Source organism: Polymorphobacter sp. PAMC 29334, assembly GCF_019431245.1.
GTDB lineage: Bacteria > Pseudomonadota > Alphaproteobacteria > Sphingomonadales > Sphingomonadaceae > Polymorphobacter_B > Polymorphobacter_B megasporae.
Map to the genome: position 1 here is coordinate 112,859 of NZ_CP080245.1, position 18,236 is coordinate 131,094.

Here is an 18,236-nt window from a genome sequence, read left to right on the forward strand (position 1 = left end):
ACTTGCTGGACGAAATGACGTTGTATCCGTACGATCATGCTGTAACCTGGGTGTCCCCGTCGCTCCTTCGCCCATGGCTCTTTCGCCAACCCTGAGTGCCTGGCGGTTTTTATCAAACGGCTGTTGCCGCCGCCAGCACGGAAGCGGTACGAAGCTCCAAAGAGCGGGGCAAAATTCTTTGCAGATCAGACGCGTCACTATAGCGAATTTCCGGTCGATTAAGCGGGCCGAAATAGAGCTTGGGGCGACGACCGTGCTGATCGGCCCGAACAACGCGGGCAAAACGGCCATCCTCGAAGCTATCCGCATTGCGCTGACGCGCCGGTGGGGACAGCGCGGCACCGGGTTTACCGAGTACGACGTGCATCTGTGTGCAGCACGCACCGACCCCAAGGTCGGCGACCCGGTCGTTATAGAAATCGAAATTCAAGAGTCGGCGGTCGGCGAGTGGCCTGAGGAGCTGCACGAAACACTGGCCGACATCATCCAGCTCAATCCCATATCCGGACAGGCATCGATCATCATGCGCGTAAGTTGCGCATGGGATGACGGAGAACAAAGCTACATTCCTAAATGGGAATTTCTCAACACCGACCGTAACCCACTGGCCGGAAAGGGCGCTCGGGCCACGAACTTTCAGGAGTTTTTCTCCTTCCTGCCCGTCTTTTATCTTGACGCGCTGCGCGACGCCGGCGACGAATTCGCCGCGCGCAGTCAGTTCTGGGGACGATTGCTACGGACCGTTCAAATCCCCGACCCGCTTGAGCAAAAGTCGGTTCGCATTTTCAATCTCCTAAATGCCAAGCTGCTCGCTGCCGACCCGTTGCTGGGGAATCTAGCAACGTCCCTCTCCGACATAGGCCGCGTCGCGACGACGGGCACACCCGGACAGGCGAACCTTCGCGTGCTCCCGTTGAACACATGGGATTTGTTATCGAAGGCCGAGGTCATCTATCAGAATGACGGGACGAAGCCGTGGCTGCCACTTATGCGGCATGGGCAAGGCGTGCAAAGCCTATCCGTGATGTTCTTGTTCCGCTCGTTCGTCGAGCTGTTGCTTGGCGAGCTTTATCGTGCCGAGAGCACACCCGTGCTGGCCTTGGAGGAGCCGGAAACTCACCTTCACCCACAGGCCGCCCGCACGCTTTTTAGCCAAGTTGCACAGTTTCAGGGCCAGAAGATCGTCTCGACGCACTCTCCCTATTTCCTCCAGCACGTACCGTTTCGCGACCTGCGTATGGTCCGCGCTGGTTCTGACGGCACTGTCGTCAAATCGCTGCCGCGCGAGTTTCGCTGCAGGGTACCGAGCCTGCCCGCTTTCGCGCCCGTCATAGCCGCATCCGGCGGGCTCCTCGAATATGATGGCGGCCTGTCCGAGCTTGTCATTAAGGGAAGCCTGCCGACACCCACCTACAACAGTTTGCTGATCGCCTGTCATGGTCAGGCCGACATGGCTGCAATGCACGCCCGGTTGAGGGCGGCGCGAGACGCATCGCTTGAGTTCTTACCCGATGTGGATTTGCAGAAGCTTGAAACGTTTGCACGAAGAATTCGTGGCGAGATATTCTTTGCCAACAAGTGGCTATTGGTCGAGGGTCAATCAGAGTATCACTTGGTTCATGGCATGGCCAAGGCGATGAACTTTGATCTTGACGAGCACGGTGTCGCCGTGATTGACTTCGCCAATAACGGCAATTGCGGCATGTTTACTGCACTGGCGCGCGCACTCGGGTTTCCATGGACTATGGTCGTCGACGGCGACATGGCTGGCAGCCAGTATATTGCATCTGTTCAAAGCCGTAACTTCTCGCCTGCCGAAGTGATGCAACTCACGCGTCAGATCGCCGAGCAGACGTTGGAGCATCAGCTTGTCGCGGATGGCCTGCAACCGGAGCTGAAGGCTATCCTGACAGCCCAAGGTGTGCCGGGGGTCGCAGCGATGGACGATGCGGCGCTAATCGCCACATTGTCGGGAGACAAATGCGGCTACGCCGCCGAGCTGGCCGCCCAATGCGCAGCCAGCCTGCCGCTGACGCAGCGGATGCCGTTGGCAATCTGGGAAGCGATCGAAACGCTCAGAGGACTGCCATGACCGAACTGGAAAAGGCGCTGAGCGAGCTGACGCCCGCGCAAGCCGCAGCGACAAACTGGGTCGATGGCCCGCTCTTCGTGCTGGCCGGCCCGGGATCGGGCAAGACGCGCGTCCTGACCACGCGCGTCGCGAAGCTCCTCGCCGAAACGCCAGACAAGTCGTACCGCGTCATGGCGCTGACCTTCACGAATAAAGCGGCTGACGAAATGACCAGTCGAATCGAGGCAGTCGTGCCCGACCAGCGCCAGCGGGCGATCATTGGCACGTTTCACTCCTTCTGCATGCAGATGTTGCAGCAGCACGGCTCGCATATCGGCATAGATCCGGACTTCGCGATTTATTCGCTGGAGTCGGATCGGGCCGACCTTCTCAAGGAAGCAATTCGGGCGAACGGGCTGGACAGCGACGACGATCGGTTCCTGGGTACGATCGACAAGCTGAAGGCACGGTTGATTCAGCCGGATGGCTGCGCGAAGCTATTCAAGGACAGCGGCGTCGGGCAGCGCGTCGAGCTGGTCTATAGCGCCTATGAAGCGGCTCTCCAGTCGGCCAACGCGCTCGATTTCGGATCGCTCATCGCGCAGGCCTACCGCCTGATTTCCACATACCCGGGCGTCGCGCTCCACTACCGCCGCGCCTACGCCTATTGGATGTTCGACGAGTTTCAGGACACGACGGACGGGCAATATCGGCTCATCAAAGCCCTCGCCGGAGACGGCTTCCACAACGTGTTCGCGGTTGCAGACGACGACCAGATCATCTATCAGTGGAACGGCGCGAGCTATAAGCAAATCCAGCGGTTCCGAGCTGACTTCGACCCGACTGAAATCCAGCTCCCCACTAACTACCGCTGCCCGCCGAGCATCGTCGCCGCCGCGAATCGGCTTGTCGTTCATAACACGCAGCGCACGGCTGCCAAGCAGCCGCTGGAAGCAGGCAAGACGACGCTGCTTTATCCAGACGGACAGCATATTAACCTCTTGCGCTATTCGACCGAGGAGGCAGAGGCGACGGCGATAGCGGCTGGTATCGCTGGGATACCCAAAGGCAAGCGTGGCCAGATCGCGGTGCTGGCGCGGACTCGGGCGCTGCTCGAACGAATGAACAGAGCGCTCGCGAATGCCGGGGTCGCCGGCGCTATTGCACAGCGCCGGGACGACTTCCGGTCTGCACAATTTTTGTGGCTGGCCGCTGCATTGCGGCTCGCGGCCCGCCCCGCCGATCGGCGCGCTCTCGATGCGCTAACCGGCGCGTTTAATCGCTGGTTCGACCTTAGCGTCTCGTCCGACGACATCGCCGCAGGCGCGGAAATCAGCGGCCACTCGCTGCTCGTCGAATGGGCCGAGGCCGTTGGATTTGTGGAAGACGACCAAGCAAACGCCCTGACAGGCATGACGACGGCGCTGACCGCCCAGCCGACGACGTTTCGCGCGTTCATCGACCAAGTTCTCGAAAAACTGCCCGCCGAGGGAGGCGAGGACGCGACTGACATCGATGAGGACCGGACGGCGTGGGTGTCACTCGTTCGGAGCATTGGGCAGACCATCGGGCGCGACGCGGGACTCGATCAATTTCTACAGGAATTGGCGCTGCGCTCGAAAGAACCGCCGGCTCCCGCCAACGCCGTCACGCTCATGACCATTCACAGCGCCAAGGGGAAGGAATTCGACCACGTCTATGTGATTGGCCTTGCCGAAGACGTTCTACCCAATTTTCAGAGCGTGAAGGCCGGGGAACAAAGCGCCGAAATGGAAGAGGAGCGCCGCAACTGCTTTGTGGCGATCACGCGGGCGCGGGAGTGGCTTTGCCTCTCCTATGCCGATCGCTACCGGGGGTGGGCAAAGCAGCCCTCGCGCTTCCTGCTGGAAATGGGGTTGAACCTGCCGCAAGCCGTGAGTGCGTGAAGTCGGGGATCGACCGAACTGCGCCCGCAAAAGGCGGCGTTCGATAGCTGCCGTCGCGCTACAGCTAAACGGACGTCTGCGTACGCCGAATCGTCGCCTGAAAGCAGCCGTTCCGCTCTCCACCCAACATCGCCTCTGTCGGCAGTGAACGAACGGCAGCTTTTTCGGGATCGCCGTCGGCACTTTCGAACGTCCGGAATTGGAGGCATAGCCGGCGCGCTGGCTAACGAAGCGATCGCATCGGGCGGGGAAGACACCCCTACACTCCGTCGTTAGAACTGACACCAAGACCGAAAAAAAACGTCGATGGATTACAACGAGCGACGTCGGACTTCGTAGATGCAGGCCTCGACGGCCGTGTGGCCAGTGTGGCGTAGAGCCGGCGGGATGCGGTCGAACAAAGCGAGATCCGGTCGCTCGCCGAAGTAGGTTATCGCCTCGCACAGTACCCGCAGGGCAGTATCGCTGCCGCGGTCGACTGCCCAGTCCGCCACAAGGTCGAGCAGGGCGGAGCGCTGCCACAGCTCCTTCTCCCTGGTCTCGAACCAGTGGTCGATGGCCAGCCAGCCGCGATCGTGTTGAGCGGCGCGCTCGGCTTCGGCGTCGAGGGACGCGTAGATATCGTGGCGATCGGATCCGCAATGGCCGAATTTCCCGGTGGTGAGGAGCGGATCGAGGTGTTGCCTCCTCCATTCGAGCTCATTCAGGCTGTTGGCGGCACTGGCCAACTCGCTCAGATGCATCTGTCCAAACTGCCCCTCCCCGATAAGCGCGAGGAACGGCTCGATCGCCTGCAGTTGGGCTAGTTCGGTGACGCCGGGCCGCCGGTTGGTCTTGATGCCCCAGCGGCTGGTGAGGAACTCAAGCATTCGCCCCGGCTCGCCGCTCTCCCGCACGGCTGCTTGAGCGAGCGCGATGGTCTCGGGCGTCGCCAGATGCAGCGCCGCGAGGACGTAGACCGGGACGGTCCGGATGTGCTCCCAGTTTGCCACGATGGTGGTCACGGCAAACTCGCTGCGCGAATCCATGAGCAGCTCGGCCACAATAGAGTCGCTGTAGCCGTCATCCGTCTCCGGCGGATCCGCCCGCCGGTCCTCGAAGTGTCGACGGACCTCAACCTCGAGACCGGTCAGGCCGACCCTGCGCGCCTCCTGCCACCAAGCCGATCGACGTGCAGAAATATGGAGGCGATCGGCTAAGAGGGGAATGGCGGTCCGGTCGCCGGCGGCCAGGCGGGCGCGGAGCGCATGGTCAGCAAGGACCTTGTCGGCCTCGAGGACGGGTAGGCCGGCCAGCTCGAACGCGGTCGGGGCCAGGGACCAAATGCGGAAGGTCGCCCGGCGGTCGAACCGGTTGGTCCGCCGGTCGCGCCAGACCTTCTGCAAAGCAGCGCGGCTCTTTGGGCTGAGCGCCCGCCCGTCCCAGTCCGGCGACCAGCGCCGTTCGATGTCGTTTCGGAAGATGTTGATGCCGCCTGATCCCTCAGCGCGGCGGTCGATCGCCGCCGATGCCCTTGCCGATGAGAGGATAGCATCGGGATCGTCGATGTGGCCGATGATCTGCTGGACGATGCGGGAGAGGCCCCTGTAACGCTTCGGGAGCTGGATCATGAAGGCGAGTGTCGCCGGGTCGGACCTTCGAGCCAGGCCCCACGGTAGGGTATAACCAGCGACGTCCCATCGCGGATTTCGGTCGCGGTCATTGGCCCCGTCGCGGACCTTGGACGGTAGCGCCGCCCAGACGCGGCATACGTCGTCGGCCAAGGTATGCCCGATGCGCGGGCAGCAGCGCAGGACTGCCCACAGCCATCCGGACGAGAGCGCCGCGCTTCCACCACCGCGGGTCCAGCGGTCGGCGAGCGGGGCGCACAGCCGCGGATCGCCGATCTCGCCGGCGAGGTTAAGGACGCCCTCAAGACCCGTCGCCGAGAGTTCCCCATCGAGCAGCAGGGTCGCGACATCGTCGACAAATCGGGGGTGGCGCGCGAGCGCATGCTCGACGATGCGGTCGCGCCAGGCGTTGCGCACGCCCGGGTCGGACGCCAGGCACAGCGATGCCGCCGCGCGGGCGTCGCCGTTGCGGGCCTGCGCCTCAAGCGTCCAGAAGTTTCGGGGGAATGGCTCGACTAGGGGCCTCACGAACTGGCCATCGGTCCGCAGCAGGTACCTCAGCGCGTGCGAACGCCGGCTCTCGGCCCCGGAGTCATTGAAGCCGGCCGACGCGGTCCACCGAGTCGCAGCGGCGAGAGCGCAGGCAAGCCTCTCTTTGGTCAGGCCCGGATCCTGAAGCGCCGCGAAGACGGCCACCGGATTTCGGGCGGCGGCTTCATCGATGCGCTCGAATGGTAGCACGGTCAGCGCCGTGCCGATCAGCCCTGCGTAATACGGCTCTTCCCAGAGATCGGGAGTGAAGCGACCGGCTTCGACCAGCCGCACCATCGCGCTGACGAGGAGGTGGTCCCGGACCCGGTCGTGCCTATAGGCAAGTCGCCCATCCCCACCGAGCCGCACCACCCTCCCCCGGTCGACGAGCCGGCGGATCGCCGCCAGACCGTCGGACTCTCCCGCGAACCAGGTCCTGATCTCGTTCCACGACGGCGATATGATGCGGGACTCCACCATTCGTTCGGCAAGGGATTCGAGAGCTGATAGGAGGTCGGGTGCCAGCAACCGGTCGTCGGCAGCATCCCCGACGTCTGCGGCGACGTAGGACCGGATCGCGTCGCTGGGATTGGCACCCGTCCACTTCGTGGTGAGCCCGATCAAGAGGGGGTCGTCGCCTAGCGAAGCGGCAAGATCGCCCGCCTGGAGATCGGTCAGCGCGACCCCGAACGACTGGGCTCGGGTCAGGACGGCCTCGATCGCCTCGGCGGGCTCGAATCGCTCGACTGTCAGCGAACGGCTGAGAACGTGATCCCGGAGCCGATCGTCATTAACGCCGGAGTTGCCGCGCCACACCGGGCAGAGGAGGCGCCACGCGGGCGCCCCTTCGCCCGCGGTGGCGGTGCCGGACCAGGCGATCAGCCGCTCGACGATGCGGCCCGGGTTGGCGGAGCGGTTGACGTCTTCGAGGATCAGCAGGAGCGGGTACTCGGGTGTGGCGAGCGACAGCGCGGCGAGGCCGCATCCGGCATCGAGCGAAGGCGCCCACCTGCGCAGGCCTGACGCGACCGCCTGGTCGATTGTCGCCGATCGCTCGATCGCCTCGTGGTCGAGCACGAGGGCGTGCCCGCCGTCCTCGAGCCACCTGTCGCCAAGTCGGCGGAGCGCTGCGCTTTTGCCGAGGCCGGATTCGCCGATCACGAACCCGGCACCCCTCACGTCCCGCGCGAACGCCAGCAGCGCAGGATCGAGAGAGCGCGCAACGATGTCGGCGCGGGACACGAGGGAAAGTTGTCCCTCCAGCGACAGCCGTCCGATCTCCTGCGCCTGCGACGGCGAGAGCCGGACCGCCTCGATGCCGAACGCGCGCTCGCGGATCCACTGCCCCTCCGAGTCGAGATCGAGGAAGTCGGCGATCCGCGAGCCCGGCCAGATGTCGAGGTGAAGGCCGCAGCCGGCCGCGGCGTGGACGTCGCGGACCAGCTGCTCATCGGGATCCGTCGAGCTGCAGAGGATGAGGGTGGCTGCGTCCACCGCCCGCCGTGCCCGTTCGGCGGCTGCGATCACTTGCGCCTTGGGAAGATCGCCGATGTCCGGCTCGAGCCATTTGCGCCTTAGCTCCCGCCGAGCCGTCGTCGTGTGCTGGGCCAGAAGCAGGCGGCGCGAGCCGCGATGGACGCGCAGCCCGATCCCGTCGACGGGCGACCGCACGGTTCTTCCAGCGGCGTTGGTCCCGACATGGATGAGGGAGGCGTAGGACGCGTCCGCCGCGCGCAGGACGGCGGTGGCAAGCGTCTCGAAGGCCTCCGCCGAGGTCATCGCGCCGATCATTTCCCGGGTTGCCGTTAGCATTGCCATCGATCGACACATGAACGTATGCCGCCGTGACGGCAACGGTGGGCATCGGGACCCACTATTCCAAGGGCACCGTGCCGCGGAGACTGCAACTTGGGTGGTAGGCAGCGGTCTCGATTGACAGGGATTGGGGGCGAAGCCGGAGCCGTTAGATTTCTGAACAAACGACCGCTTTTCGGCCGGTCGGCGGGGTCTAGAATCGGCTGAGTTTGGGCGCAAAGCCGTCTTGAGCGGCATGCTGAACAAACGACCGCTTTTCGGCGGCGCGACGGCGGTCTCGAGCGGCCCATAATGACGCGCGTAGCTGCCGTTGCCGCGTTATCATCGAACGATTGCTTCCGCTGGCTGCGAGCCAGAAAGCGGCCGTTCCACATTCCCCATGCAAAGGCGACCTTATCGCAAAGCCTTCCCGCTCATCATCGCTTCAATGACATCGCCGACCTTCCGCGCGGCGCCGATGAGGTGGGTATCATCGAGATGGGCATATCGTGCGGTCGACTTCACCGAGGCATGGCCGAGCAACTTGCCGATCATCGGCAGCGCCTCTTCGGTCATTGCGGCATGGCTGGCGAACGTGTGCCGCAGGTCGTGGATGCGAACGCCGCGAAGGCTGGCGGCATTGCGGACTTTGCCCCAGCGAAAGTCGAGCATGCCGGGAGTGATGCGCTTTCCTGCCGACGTCGTGAACATCCACGCCGGCTCCATCTTCCTCGATCGCGGCAGAGTGTCGATCAGCGCTCGGGCATCGTCGCCGAGCCAGACGATACGACCGCCTTTCTTGCCGTCGCGGAGACGGAGCCGGTTGCCCCGTACGTCGGGCCACTGCAGATCGAGGACCTCGCTTTTTCGGCAACCGGTCAGCGTCAAAAGCGTGATCGCGGCAGCTGCGCGGGCATCGGTTTGATCCTCGCTGGCGCGGACTGTGCCGAGCACGGCTCCGAGCCGCTCGAGCTCGGGCACCGACAGGAAGCGCTCGCACTTGCGCCGCTTATTCCAGCGGATGCCCTGCAGCGGGTTGCTTCCCTCTGCGCGGTAACCCCACGCCTCTGCCCTAACCATCATCGTATTCAGGATCGTCATGCACTGGTTCGCTCCACCCGGTCCGCTGATCCGGGTCGTCTCCGCGAACCAGCGCGCGACGTCGGCGGTCGTTATAGCATCGATTGTCAGACCTTCGAAGGCGTCGTCGATGTAGAGCCGCCGATAGACGTCGTAGGCCCGTCGGGTTGTCGGCTTCCAGCGCGGACTCGCCTTAGCCCAGTATTCGTCGAGGAACCGCCGGAACGTTGGCGCCTGGCGTTCGCGCTTGCGCGTCGATGCCGGGTTATTGCCGACCATCGCGTGCGCAAGAACGCGCCGGGCCACGAGCACGGCTTGCGCCTCCGACAACACCGCGGCCGACCCGATCGTGACCGTTCGAGACTGACCGCCCATCCGCGTTTGGGCGACGAAGATCTTCCGCCCCGAGGCATAGTGACGAAGCCCGATACCGAACAGGTTGGGGAACCATTCGGTCCGTCGCGGGCGACCTCGCGGCGGCGCTTCGGGGTCGATCCTGACGCCGATATCGGCAAGCGATTCCGCGACGACTTGCTCGATCGTCAGCGCGTTCATGGCCGCAGCCCGAGGTGTTTGGCGAGCCCGCCGCAGACCCGCTCGGCGGCCTCGGCGATCGCCTCGTCGGCGAGGTGCGCATAGCGCGCCGTCGTCTCGGGGAGGGCATGCGCGAGCAGCCTGCTGAGGCTCGCAAACGGGACCCGCGCGCGGGTAATTGCCGCCGACGCGAAGCTGTGACGGAGGTCGTGCAGGCGGACGTCGGGCAACGCTGCCCGACGTCGCGCGGCGGCCCAATACCGCTCGACTTTGCGCGGCTTGCGCCGGGTTTTCATCGGGAAGATCAGCGCGTCAAGATCACGCAAAATCGCGGGACGGAGCGAGGCAAGAACAGCCTCGGCTTGGTCGTTCAGATAGACGATCTTCGCATCCGTTTTGCTATCGTCGAGCATCAGACGCGAGGGCTGGACCATGCGCCATTTGAGCGCCTCGATCTCGCCCGATCGCGCGCCCGTAAAGATCAGCAATCGGACGATTGCGACGTCGAGCGGATGGTCGCTTTCGTCCGTCGCGAGCACGCGTGCGAGGCGGTTATATTCGATCGGCGAGAGGAAGCGTTCGGGCAGTTCTCGCTTGTATCGAGGGATGCCGCGACACGGGCTCGAGCCCTTCTGGCGGTAGCCAAGCAGCTCGGCATATTTGAACATGACCGACAGCACCGGGACCGCGCGATTGAACACGCCCGAGCGGGTTTCGGCGAAGCTGTCGCGCCAGCGAACGATGTCGCTCTTGGCGATCTCGGCGAGGTTCATCGCGCCGAAGAATGGCACCAGTTCGCGGTGGATCGCGCCGGCTGATGTCTCCTGCGTCGAGGGCTTCCAGTGCCGGTGGTAGTCACGCCAGAACTCGGCCACGAACGCCTCGAACGTCGGCACTTTCGGCACCGCGGCGCGCTTCGGCAAACCGTCCAGCGCCGCCTTCGCCAGCAGCTGCTTTGCCTGTACCCGCGCCTCCGGTGCATCGAGATTCTCGGTTTTGCCGAGGGTCACCCGGCGAGCCTCGCCACGGCTTCTAAACTTGACGATCCAGCTGCCGCCGACCCCGCTCTGTTTACGTAATCGCAGGCCAAACCCGACCAGCTCATCGTCCCACAATACGCGGTCGCCCGATGACGACCGATAACGTCGGCGGGCGACGGTGCCCGTCAGATGCATGTGGTTGGCGTCTTTCGCCGACACGGGTACCATATAGCCAGCGGGCGCTTCATCCGGCGGTGGACAAGCCATTGACGGGTCGTCGCTTTCGGGAACCGCATGGCCTGAACGAGACACCGACTTCCCCTCCACTCGCGCGAGTCGTGGCATTGATTATACTCGATAATTTTCCTCTTGCTGGCGGTACGCTGCGTAGGATGTGCTCACTGAATACACATCTCGGTATTCGTTCTCAATGGGACGGGACTGTCATTTTGTTTTTGCGGAGCATGACGATCCCGTAATCGGCGATGCCGCTTCAGGCGAGCCGGACAGGGCCACGCGGACCTCGTTGTGATCGTGCGGAGCGACACCGCCACGGCCGTAAGCCGGGCGGTCGGCGATGCCGCTTCAGGCGAGCCGGACAGGGCCACGCGGTCCTCGTTGTGATGGTGCGGAACGACACCGCCACGGCCATAAGCCGGGCGGTCGGCGAGGCCGGTTCAGGCGAGCCGGACAGGGCCACGCGGTCCTTGTTGTGATGGTGCGGAACGACACCGCCACGGCCATAAGCCGGGCGGTCGGCGAGGCCGTTTCAGGCGAGCCGGACAGGGCCACGCGGTCCTTGTTGTGATGGTGCGGAACGACACCGCCACGGCCATAAGCCGGGCGGTCGGCGATGCCGCTTCAGGCGAGCCGGACAGGGCCACGCGGTCCTCGTTGTGATGGTGCGGAACGACACCGCCACGGCCATAAGCCGGGCGGTCGGCGATGCCGGTTCAGGCGAGCCGGACAGGGCCACGCGGTCCTTGTTGTGATGGTGCGGAACGACACCGCCACGGCCATAAGCCGGGCGGTCGGCGATGCCGCTTCAGGCGAGCCGGACAGGGCCACGCGGTCCTCGTTGTGATGGTTCGGAGCGACACCGCCACGGCCATAAGCCGGGCGGTCGGCGATGCCGCTTCAGGCGAGCCGGACAGGGCCACGCGGTCCTCGTTGTGATGGTTCGGAGCGACACCGCCACGGCCATAAGTCGAGCGGTCGGCGAGGCCGTTTCAGGCGAGCCGGACAACGCCGCAGGTGCGATACCGCGATCGCATTATGGCTCCGGCTTCTCGTCATAGGTGTAGAGGCGCTGATCAAGGGCATCAGCATGGATGAGCAGGTTCAGGACCATGGCGTCCAGCTGCTCGCTGCGGGCTGCGAAGGTCGCATCGTTGGACGGCACCGTCAGTTCTCGATGGGCTTTGTCGCGGCGTTTGGCCCGGCGGATCATATAGGCTCGTAAGCGGTCGATGCGCCTGCCGGTAGCGGCGGCTTCGACTGCGTACCAAGTCAGCGCCTCATCGGACAACATCGTGGTCGGCATGGGGACCTCCTTTGGATAAACGTGTGACGGCCGATGCCGCCACGAGGTGGGATGGCGCGCTCAGTAGAGCCCGCTCATCCGGCCGCAGAGGGTGTGGACGATCCGGTCCTCGAACTCACCCAGCTCGCAGGCGTAGTCACCCTCGTCGACGTACCAGTATGAGCCGTCGCCGTTGCGGATGACGTGGACATCGAAGTCGGAGACCCGCGCGCGCTGCTCGGCGAGGTTGTATGTCGCGAGGTACGCTGCGGTGTCGGTGACGACTGGCGCGATCGAGAGGGTGTTGATCTGCATTTGCGGTCTCCTCTGGTGGTGCCGGGCGGCCTGTCCGTCGGCGTGTGCCCTCTTTCTGGGCGGGGCAGCCGGAGGGGTCAGGGACGCGCTCTTGCGCGCCGCGGAGCGGGCGGTGGGGGAGCCGATTTTGTTGGCCGCGAGCGAAGCGAAGACGGGCCGGCAAAATTGGGGGAACCACCGATCCTTGCCCTCTCCGGCTGCCTCGCCCAGGGGCCTCTGCACGCCGACGGACAGGCCGCCCGGGAGCACAATGATGGCTGCGTGGATCAGCTAACCGGATGTCGCGTTATCCGGCCCCGTGCCTTCAGTGCGAGGGCTTTCGTGCTTGTCTGGTTTCGCGCGGTCTGGCAGATTCGGTGCGGTCACCTGCGGTTGGTGGCGCGTGGCGGTGGAGATCGGTGTGGCAGCGGGAAAGAGTGCGGCAGTCGAGGCCTACGAACGGGCCGAGGACGAGATGCGCAAGCAGCAGGCGCGTGTTGCCGAAGCGCGAAAAGCGGCGGCACGTGAGGTTGGTGAAGCGGTTTTGGCGACGGGTGCGGGCAAGCTGCCGACAGCGCAGCTGAAGGCGATTCTTGGCGCGGTCGTTGCCATGGGCGGCGAGCAGGCGTTGACGGCGCTCGGTGTTAAGGCAACGGGGTCTGACGGGTCGAAGGCCAATGGTGGCGGTGAGCGCGGGTCTGGACCGCGCGGGCAGACCAATGGTGCAGCGTCCGACGATGGAAAGCCGGTCGGTGCTGTCGCCTTACTGTGACGGCGATGCGCTCGGCGTAGCCGAGGCGCGCATCGCCGCTGTGCGCAATCATCCGGCGACCAGCCAATGGTTGAGGGACGCGCTTGGTGGCGCTCTTGGTCGTGATCCGGTCGATGTTCTCGACGACGCCGACGCGCTTCGTGAACTGCTCTGCGACCGCACCGCAGCGGCCGTCGATCTCATGATCGACAGCGCTCGCCGGTAGCCGGAAGCCCGCCGGTTACGACGATCCTGCTGGCCTTGTTGCGCGTCGATAGGTGAAAAACGGGGGCCGTGTCGTCGGCTATGCCATCTCGTGTCGATCGCGGTCAGCCGACTTTTAGGATGAGCGCGATGAAGCCGGCGCCAGCGGCGAAGATCGCTGCGCCGGCGCCGAGGCTGGTCACGACGATCTGCCATGGTGCGATGCGAACCTCCTGCCGTTTACGCGCCGCATCGGCGAGCAGCTGGTCGATGCGGGCGATCTGCTCGCGCAGGTCGAGGGGCTCTTCGTCGAAGATTGTCGCCATGATGGTCTCCATATAGCTGGTTACGGGTCAGTTGCTAAGCGCGGTTACGCCGCGCGCTGCGGCGGCCGTATCGAGATCGCACGGGTGAAGGTCGACGAGCCAGCTGGGGCCGCGATGATTGCGGATCCAGCGGAGCGAAGCACTGCGCGGATCCTGCTCGTCGCGGCCGTTCTGCCACGCGAACAACAGGTCGTTTTTCCAGCTGCGGCCCTTGCGCTGTTTCCAGTCGAGCAACGCCGAGAGCTGCTTGTCATCGAGGTCGTTGGGATCGGATTTCATGCGAACATCTCCTGCTGTTTTGGTTGGCGAGCCAGACCGCACAGTCCGAGTGGACAGGGGCCATAGGCCCCGGCGGCATCGGCGGCGAGATCGCGCGCGGCATGCAGTTCGACGAAGCCGCCATCGTGTCCGCTCGGCCGGCGACAGCCGGTGCCGACGGGCGCGAAGCAGTCGGGGCATACCACGTCGAGACAAGGATCACGCGTCCATGTAAGGGTGCACCCGGGCTTGGCGCAGACGCATGGACCGCGGCGGAGTTCGAGGCCGCTCATGCCGCCAGTGCCATTGCCGACCTTGGCTCGGCACGGAAGCGCTCGCCGCGAACGAGCGTCGCCCGCGACAGCGTGCGGAAGCGGAAGTAGTCGACGACGAAGTCACACCCCTCGTCGTAGGCGCATCCCGGAGCGTCGCCGATCTGGCCGGAGGTCATGTCCACGGTCAGCGATCCGTCGAACGTGACGGTGTGACCACTGCCCCAGATGTAGGCGATGATGCCCACCTGAAACCTGCCGGTGACAGTGACGGCTGGCATTTCGCGCGGGAGACAGAAGTCGGTATCGACATAGCCGGCAATCGCGAGGACGCCGCCGTAGCTGGCGTTCTCCATCACCTCGACGAGCTGGTCGTCGGTGAGCAGCTGCGGCCGCTTGGGGTCATGCGGCACGATGAGCGATCGCCATGCGGCGGCGTACTCGCCGCGGTAGCGCCACGGCCCGGTCCCGGATCCCTGCGGCTTCGACGATCGCAGGTTGATGCCACGCCGCTCGATGACGAGATCGATAAACCGTTTCTTCGAGATGTTGATAAAACTGAGTGTCGCCGCGAGCGCCGCATTCGGTTCGGCAAACTGGAGATCGAAGCTCGGTGCGGTCTTGGTCAGATATTGATCCTCGACCGACAGGCCGGCGGGCAGGCACGGCAGGATCGCGATTTCGCGGAGGTGTTGGTAGCGTCCCATGGAGGTGTCCTTGTCGGACCTGATTGTCCGACCGGGTGCCGCCCCCTCCCCTCTGGGTCACGCCGTAGTGGTCAGGCGTGTCCGGCGGCCTCACCGACGAGGGCGGCGGCCATTCGGGCGCAGCCCGGATAGGCGCGGGTGAGGTTGGCGACGACAGCCTCCTCGCGCTCGGTGCCGTAGCCTTGGGCGATGAGCATGTGGCACGTTGCCAGCGCGTCGACGATGCAATCGAAGGCGGTGCGGCGCGAGCCGGGCAAGGGCTGGCTGCGATCGTCGTAAAGCACCGGGGCGGTGAAGTTTGCGGCCATCCACGATTTGAGATCGGCGGCGAGCTTGTCCGCGTAGACCGAGGCGACGACGTCGCCGCTGGGATAGCGCACTTCGATGCAGGCATAGCCGCCGAAGTCATGGTGGAATGTGACAACTGGCATGTGCAGGTCGGCGGGCGGTGGTCCGAGGACAGCGATGAGCGCGGCGCGATACGTCGTCGCCTCGAGCTGCTGCAAGACCAGCCAGTCGGTGGTGACGCGTGTCTGCGCGCATCGCTCGTTATAGGGAGCGGGTCCGAGTGTGAAGGTGAGCGTGGACATGGCTACTAAACCCGGAACGGCGACGTCGGACTAGCCGGCGCGCAGGTTGCATGATCAGTTTTGAACCCGTCGTGCGATTCTGCGATTGCAGCCTGTACGGCGTGCGGCCGGGACATTTCGTCGTCGATGACGAAGACGGCGTACCCGAATATGACGGTGGCGGTAATCATTGCGGTATTGGTCAGGTGGACGAACACGGTGGATCTCCGAGCGGGCGGAATGCCCATTACCCGCGCAGCCCCCTCCCCTTCTAAGTCTCGGAGCCCGGCCAGAAGTGTGCTTTTGTCCGGCATCGATGATGGATTACAGACGGTGTCGACGGTCGATGAAGGTGCGAATGTCGACGCAGTAGCTTCGGCGGTGGCGGCGGCTCGATGCCGTCGACCCCGCATCTTTTGCGCGGTCATGCAGCGACGCACAGAGTCTCAGTTATCGTGGCGTGAATCTCACCTTTTGACGAACTGAGTCTCAGCGTTGGTGAATTTCCCATGGTAACGGGTCGTTGCCAGTCTCAACTTTCGTGAACTGCGAGACACGCTCAGTCTCATCTTAAGTGAATATCTTGCCGTGCCCGGTCTCACTTGTCTTGCCGCCCTGCCTTGCTGCGAGCACGACAAAACCCCGGCGGGCGAACCCGCCGGGGTCGGTGTCGATCAGCCCTCCTGACCGATGTCGGCTGCGCCGGGGGCCTTGGTGAGGAAGTCGACCGTCTCGGCGATGATCTCGACACCGTAGCGCTCGGTGCCGTCCTTGTCGGTCCACTTGGTGTAGTGGAGGCGGCCCTGCACCGAGACCTTCGAGCCCTTGCGGACGTACTTGCCGACGTTGGTCCCGAGGCCGTTGAAGCAGGTGACCTTGTGCCACTCGGTTTCCTTCTTGGCTTCGCCGGCGGGGGTGTTCCAGCGTCGCTCGGTGGCGACCGAGATCTGGGTGACGTTGCCGCTCTGAGTGGCGCGGGTGATGGGATCTGCGCCGACGTTGCCGACGATTACGACGATGTTGGTCATGGTGGTTTCTCCTGAGCTTCACTATCGCGGGCCTGCCCCGTCGATGGCTCCGTTAAGAGCCGTGCGGTGGTGGCCCGGCACCGAGCGCGAAGACGCGAGGGGAACCCCGATTGCAGGGTCTTGGTGCGGGCAGCCTGTCCCCCGGCCCCGCGTAGCGGAGAGCCGGAGAGGACAGGCAACACGGCCCTGCCATCGGGGTTGCTGGGCTACTGCCGTGCGGCTTAGGAAGGCCATTGAAGACGGGTCAGGCCTGCGAGCGAAGCGCCCCAGTGAGAGACCGCTGACCCACTCGCCCGCAAGGCAGGGTTGGCGCCGGTCCCGCTCCCCCGTTCACCGCGGCATTGTCACGGCTGTCGGTGTCCGGATTTCGCGGACGTTTCGCTGTTGGGTCAGAAGGTGGGTGTGGCACGGGTACGCTGATCGAGGCCGGGGCCATGCTCGGGCAGGGGTCGACCGGGCCGACTGACGCGGCAGGGCCGCCGCACCACCGTGAACCGACGGCGAGACGCGCCGTCGCCGGTGTCGCCGATCGCCGCGGCGATGATCACCAGGCCGCGGAGGTCAGCGATAGCGTGGGGGCGTGATTGATGCTGGCCGGCGTTCACCGCCAGGCCGCGAGCAGCCCGTTGGACCGAGCGCGGTAGCGCCGGGCGGTGATCGGGGCTCGATGCCCCGATCCCCGCCTTGCTCGGTCGCGATCATGGTCAGCGGCGAGGCACCGCGCGGGCGGCACCTCGCCGTGTTGTCTCACGCCTGTGCGTAGGTCTCCCGGCGCTTGCGGCTGAGCATCGCGTCCCAGGCGGCGTCTTCGGCATCGTCGTCGCGGCCGTCGAGGCGCAGCTGCTGGACGCGGTCGAAGCTGAGTTCGACGAGGTCATCGTAGGAGACTTTGTCGTAGTCGACTTTGGCAATCGCCGTGTTGGCCCTGATGAACATTTTGTCCTCCATCTAATCGCCTCATCATCGAAGCGGCGGTGGAGAGGACGGGCGCGGTCGCTCGGTCAGGAACCGCGTCAGCGGCCGCGGCACGCGGCGGTAGGGGCAACGATTTTGTCGGCCGCGAGCGTCAGCGAAGACGGGCCGGCAAAATGGTGGGACCCTGCCGTTCTTGACGGAGCGAGAGCCGCGCCCGTCAGACTACCGCCCAGTTGAGAGAGAGAGCGTTCACTTCGTGGCGCGCAGCGCCGCGGCGGTCGGGGCCTTGTGCCCCGATCCGCTTCCCTGCCTTGCTGCGAGCACGACGAAACCCCGGCGGGCGAACCCGCCGGAGTCGGTGTCGATCAGCCCTCCTGACCGTTGTCGGCTGCGCCGGGGGCCTTGGTGAGGAAGTCGACCGTCTCGGCGATGACCTCGACACCGTAGCGCTCGGTGCCGTCCTTATCGGTCCACTTGGTGTAGTGGAGGCGGCCCTGCACCGAGACCTTCGAGCCCTTGCGGACGTATTTGCCGACGTTGGTGCCGAGGCCGTTGAAGCAGGTGACCTTGTGCCACTCGGTTTCCTTCTTGGCTTCGCCGGCGGGGGTGTTCCAGCGGCGCTCGGTGGCGACCGAGATCTGGGTGACGTTGCCGCTCTGGGTGGCGCGGGTGATGGGATCTGCGCCGACGTTGCCGACGATTACGACGATGTTGGTCATGGTGGTTTCTCCTGAGCTTCGCTATCGCGGGCCTGCCCCGTCGATGGCTCCGTTAAGAGCCGTGCGGTGGTGGCACGGCACCGAGCGCGAAGACGCGAGGGGAACCCCGATTGCAGGGTCTTGGTGCGGGCAACCTGTCCCCCGGC

General features: G+C 64.8%; 17 protein-coding genes. 5 read left to right on the forward strand and 12 right to left on the reverse strand.

Going from position 1 to position 18,236, the window contains the following annotated elements:
* Positions 1–73 precede the first annotated feature (73 nt).
* Entirely contained in the window at positions 74–2,092 is a 2,019-nt protein-coding gene (locus KZX46_RS21710) for an ATP-dependent endonuclease (protein WP_226896344.1), read from the forward strand.
* Positions 2,089–3,996, forward strand: coding sequence for an ATP-dependent helicase (locus KZX46_RS21715; protein WP_219777376.1), 1,908 nt, complete (start codon positions 2,089–2,091; stop codon positions 3,994–3,996). Before KZX46_RS21710 ends, KZX46_RS21715 begins: the two co-directional genes overlap by 4 nt.
* Before the next feature lie 311 nt (positions 3,997–4,307).
* Here KZX46_RS21715 and KZX46_RS21720 read toward each other — a convergent pair whose 3' ends face one another.
* From KZX46_RS21720 to KZX46_RS21740, 5 genes are all read right to left on the reverse strand, one after another.
* On the reverse strand, positions 4,308–7,928 hold the full coding sequence (locus KZX46_RS21720; protein ID WP_219777377.1) for a hypothetical protein: 3,621 nt from the start codon (positions 7,926–7,928) through the stop codon (positions 4,308–4,310).
* Positions 7,929–8,345: 417 nt separating this feature from the next.
* Positions 8,346–9,566 carry a tyrosine-type recombinase/integrase gene (locus tag KZX46_RS21725; protein ID WP_219777378.1) on the reverse strand — a complete coding sequence of 407 codons (1,221 nt, stop codon included), beginning with the start codon at positions 9,564–9,566 and terminating at the stop codon, positions 8,346–8,348.
* Entirely contained in the window at positions 9,563–10,555 is a 993-nt protein-coding gene (locus tag KZX46_RS21730; RefSeq protein ID WP_226896345.1) for a site-specific integrase, read from the reverse strand. The genes KZX46_RS21725 and KZX46_RS21730 overlap by 4 nt, the downstream gene beginning before the upstream one ends.
* A gap of 1,243 nt (positions 10,556–11,798) precedes the next feature.
* Positions 11,799–12,068: a hypothetical protein gene (locus KZX46_RS21735; RefSeq protein ID WP_219777379.1), complete on the reverse strand. Its 270-nt coding sequence runs from the start codon at positions 12,066–12,068 to the stop codon at positions 11,799–11,801.
* A 60-nt stretch (positions 12,069–12,128) separates the two neighbouring features.
* Positions 12,129–12,362, reverse strand: coding sequence for a hypothetical protein (locus KZX46_RS21740; RefSeq protein WP_219777380.1), 234 nt, complete (start codon positions 12,360–12,362; stop codon positions 12,129–12,131).
* A gap of 400 nt (positions 12,363–12,762) precedes the next feature.
* On the opposite strand from KZX46_RS21740, the gene KZX46_RS21745 reads away from it, so the two are divergent.
* Positions 12,763–13,113, forward strand: coding sequence for a DUF6437 family protein (locus KZX46_RS21745; protein WP_219777381.1), 351 nt, complete (start codon positions 12,763–12,765; stop codon positions 13,111–13,113).
* A complete protein-coding gene (locus tag KZX46_RS21750) occupies positions 13,079–13,318 on the forward strand; it encodes a hypothetical protein (RefSeq protein ID WP_219777428.1) in 240 nt (79 codons plus the stop codon). The genes KZX46_RS21745 and KZX46_RS21750 overlap by 35 nt, the downstream gene beginning before the upstream one ends.
* A gap of 103 nt (positions 13,319–13,421) precedes the next feature.
* On the opposite strand, the gene KZX46_RS21755 is transcribed toward KZX46_RS21750, so the two are convergent.
* From KZX46_RS21755 to KZX46_RS21770, 4 genes are all read right to left on the reverse strand, one after another.
* Positions 13,422–13,622, reverse strand: a complete 201-nt coding sequence (locus tag KZX46_RS21755) for a hypothetical protein (RefSeq protein WP_219777382.1) — start codon at positions 13,620–13,622, stop codon at positions 13,422–13,424.
* Positions 13,623–13,649: 27 nt separating this feature from the next.
* Positions 13,650–13,901, reverse strand: coding sequence for a hypothetical protein (locus KZX46_RS21760; protein ID WP_219777383.1), 252 nt, complete (start codon positions 13,899–13,901; stop codon positions 13,650–13,652).
* 268 nt (positions 13,902–14,169) lie between these two features.
* Positions 14,170–14,859 carry a hypothetical protein gene (locus KZX46_RS21765; protein WP_219777384.1) on the reverse strand — a complete coding sequence of 230 codons (690 nt, stop codon included), beginning with the start codon at positions 14,857–14,859 and terminating at the stop codon, positions 14,170–14,172.
* A gap of 71 nt (positions 14,860–14,930) precedes the next feature.
* The gene (locus KZX46_RS21770) at positions 14,931–15,449 is read right to left on the reverse strand and encodes a hypothetical protein (protein WP_219777385.1); all 519 of its coding nucleotides are present in this window, start codon (positions 15,447–15,449) and stop codon (positions 14,931–14,933) included.
* Positions 15,450–15,499: 50 nt separating this feature from the next.
* On the opposite strand from KZX46_RS21770, the gene KZX46_RS21775 reads away from it, so the two are divergent.
* Positions 15,500–15,703 carry a hypothetical protein gene (locus KZX46_RS21775; protein WP_219777386.1) on the forward strand — a complete coding sequence of 68 codons (204 nt, stop codon included), beginning with the start codon at positions 15,500–15,502 and terminating at the stop codon, positions 15,701–15,703.
* 399 nt (positions 15,704–16,102) lie between these two features.
* Here KZX46_RS21775 and KZX46_RS21780 read toward each other — a convergent pair whose 3' ends face one another.
* From KZX46_RS21780 to KZX46_RS21790, 3 genes are all read right to left on the reverse strand, one after another.
* A complete protein-coding gene (locus KZX46_RS21780) occupies positions 16,103–16,456 on the reverse strand; it encodes a single-stranded DNA-binding protein (RefSeq protein ID WP_219777387.1) in 354 nt (117 codons plus the stop codon).
* A gap of 747 nt (positions 16,457–17,203) precedes the next feature.
* Positions 17,204–17,392 carry a hypothetical protein gene (locus tag KZX46_RS21785; RefSeq protein ID WP_219777388.1) on the reverse strand — a complete coding sequence of 63 codons (189 nt, stop codon included), beginning with the start codon at positions 17,390–17,392 and terminating at the stop codon, positions 17,204–17,206.
* Between the two features lie 344 nt (positions 17,393–17,736).
* A complete protein-coding gene (locus KZX46_RS21790) occupies positions 17,737–18,090 on the reverse strand; it encodes a single-stranded DNA-binding protein (RefSeq protein ID WP_219773887.1) in 354 nt (117 codons plus the stop codon).
* Between the last annotated feature and the right edge of the window lie 146 nt (positions 18,091–18,236).

Excerpts from the sequence above, each read along its gene's own strand:
- KZX46_RS21715 (WP_219777376.1), top strand. The coding sequence starts at position 2,089 with ATGACCGAACTGGAAAAGGCGCTGAGCGAGCTGACGCCCGCGCAAGCC.
- KZX46_RS21770 (WP_219777385.1), bottom strand. The coding sequence starts at position 15,449 with ATGTCCACGCTCACCTTCACACTCGGACCCGCTCCCTATAACGAGCGA.
- KZX46_RS21750 (WP_219777428.1), top strand. The coding sequence starts at position 13,079 with ATGGAAAGCCGGTCGGTGCTGTCGCCTTACTGTGACGGCGATGCGCTC.
- KZX46_RS21790 (WP_219773887.1), bottom strand. The coding sequence starts at position 18,090 with ATGACCAACATCGTCGTAATCGTCGGCAACGTCGGCGCAGATCCCATC.
- KZX46_RS21725 (WP_219777378.1), bottom strand. The coding sequence starts at position 9,566 with ATGAACGCGCTGACGATCGAGCAAGTCGTCGCGGAATCGCTTGCCGAT.
- KZX46_RS21735 (WP_219777379.1), bottom strand. The coding sequence starts at position 12,068 with ATGCCGACCACGATGTTGTCCGATGAGGCGCTGACTTGGTACGCAGTC.
- KZX46_RS21780 (WP_219777387.1), bottom strand. The coding sequence starts at position 16,456 with ATGACCAACATCGTCGTAATCGTCGGCAACGTCGGCGCAGATCCCATC.
- KZX46_RS21740 (WP_219777380.1), bottom strand. The coding sequence starts at position 12,362 with ATGCAGATCAACACCCTCTCGATCGCGCCAGTCGTCACCGACACCGCA.
- KZX46_RS21785 (WP_219777388.1), bottom strand. The coding sequence starts at position 17,392 with ATGTTCATCAGGGCCAACACGGCGATTGCCAAAGTCGACTACGACAAA.
- KZX46_RS21710 (WP_226896344.1), top strand. The coding sequence starts at position 74 with ATGGCTCTTTCGCCAACCCTGAGTGCCTGGCGGTTTTTATCAAACGGC.
- KZX46_RS21755 (WP_219777382.1), bottom strand. The coding sequence starts at position 13,622 with ATGGCGACAATCTTCGACGAAGAGCCCCTCGACCTGCGCGAGCAGATC.
- KZX46_RS21765 (WP_219777384.1), bottom strand. The coding sequence starts at position 14,859 with ATGGGACGCTACCAACACCTCCGCGAAATCGCGATCCTGCCGTGCCTG.
- KZX46_RS21720 (WP_219777377.1), bottom strand. The coding sequence starts at position 7,928 with ATGATCGGCGCGATGACCTCGGCGGAGGCCTTCGAGACGCTTGCCACC.
- KZX46_RS21760 (WP_219777383.1), bottom strand. The coding sequence starts at position 13,901 with ATGAAATCCGATCCCAACGACCTCGATGACAAGCAGCTCTCGGCGTTG.
- KZX46_RS21775 (WP_219777386.1), top strand. The coding sequence starts at position 15,500 with ATGATCAGTTTTGAACCCGTCGTGCGATTCTGCGATTGCAGCCTGTAC.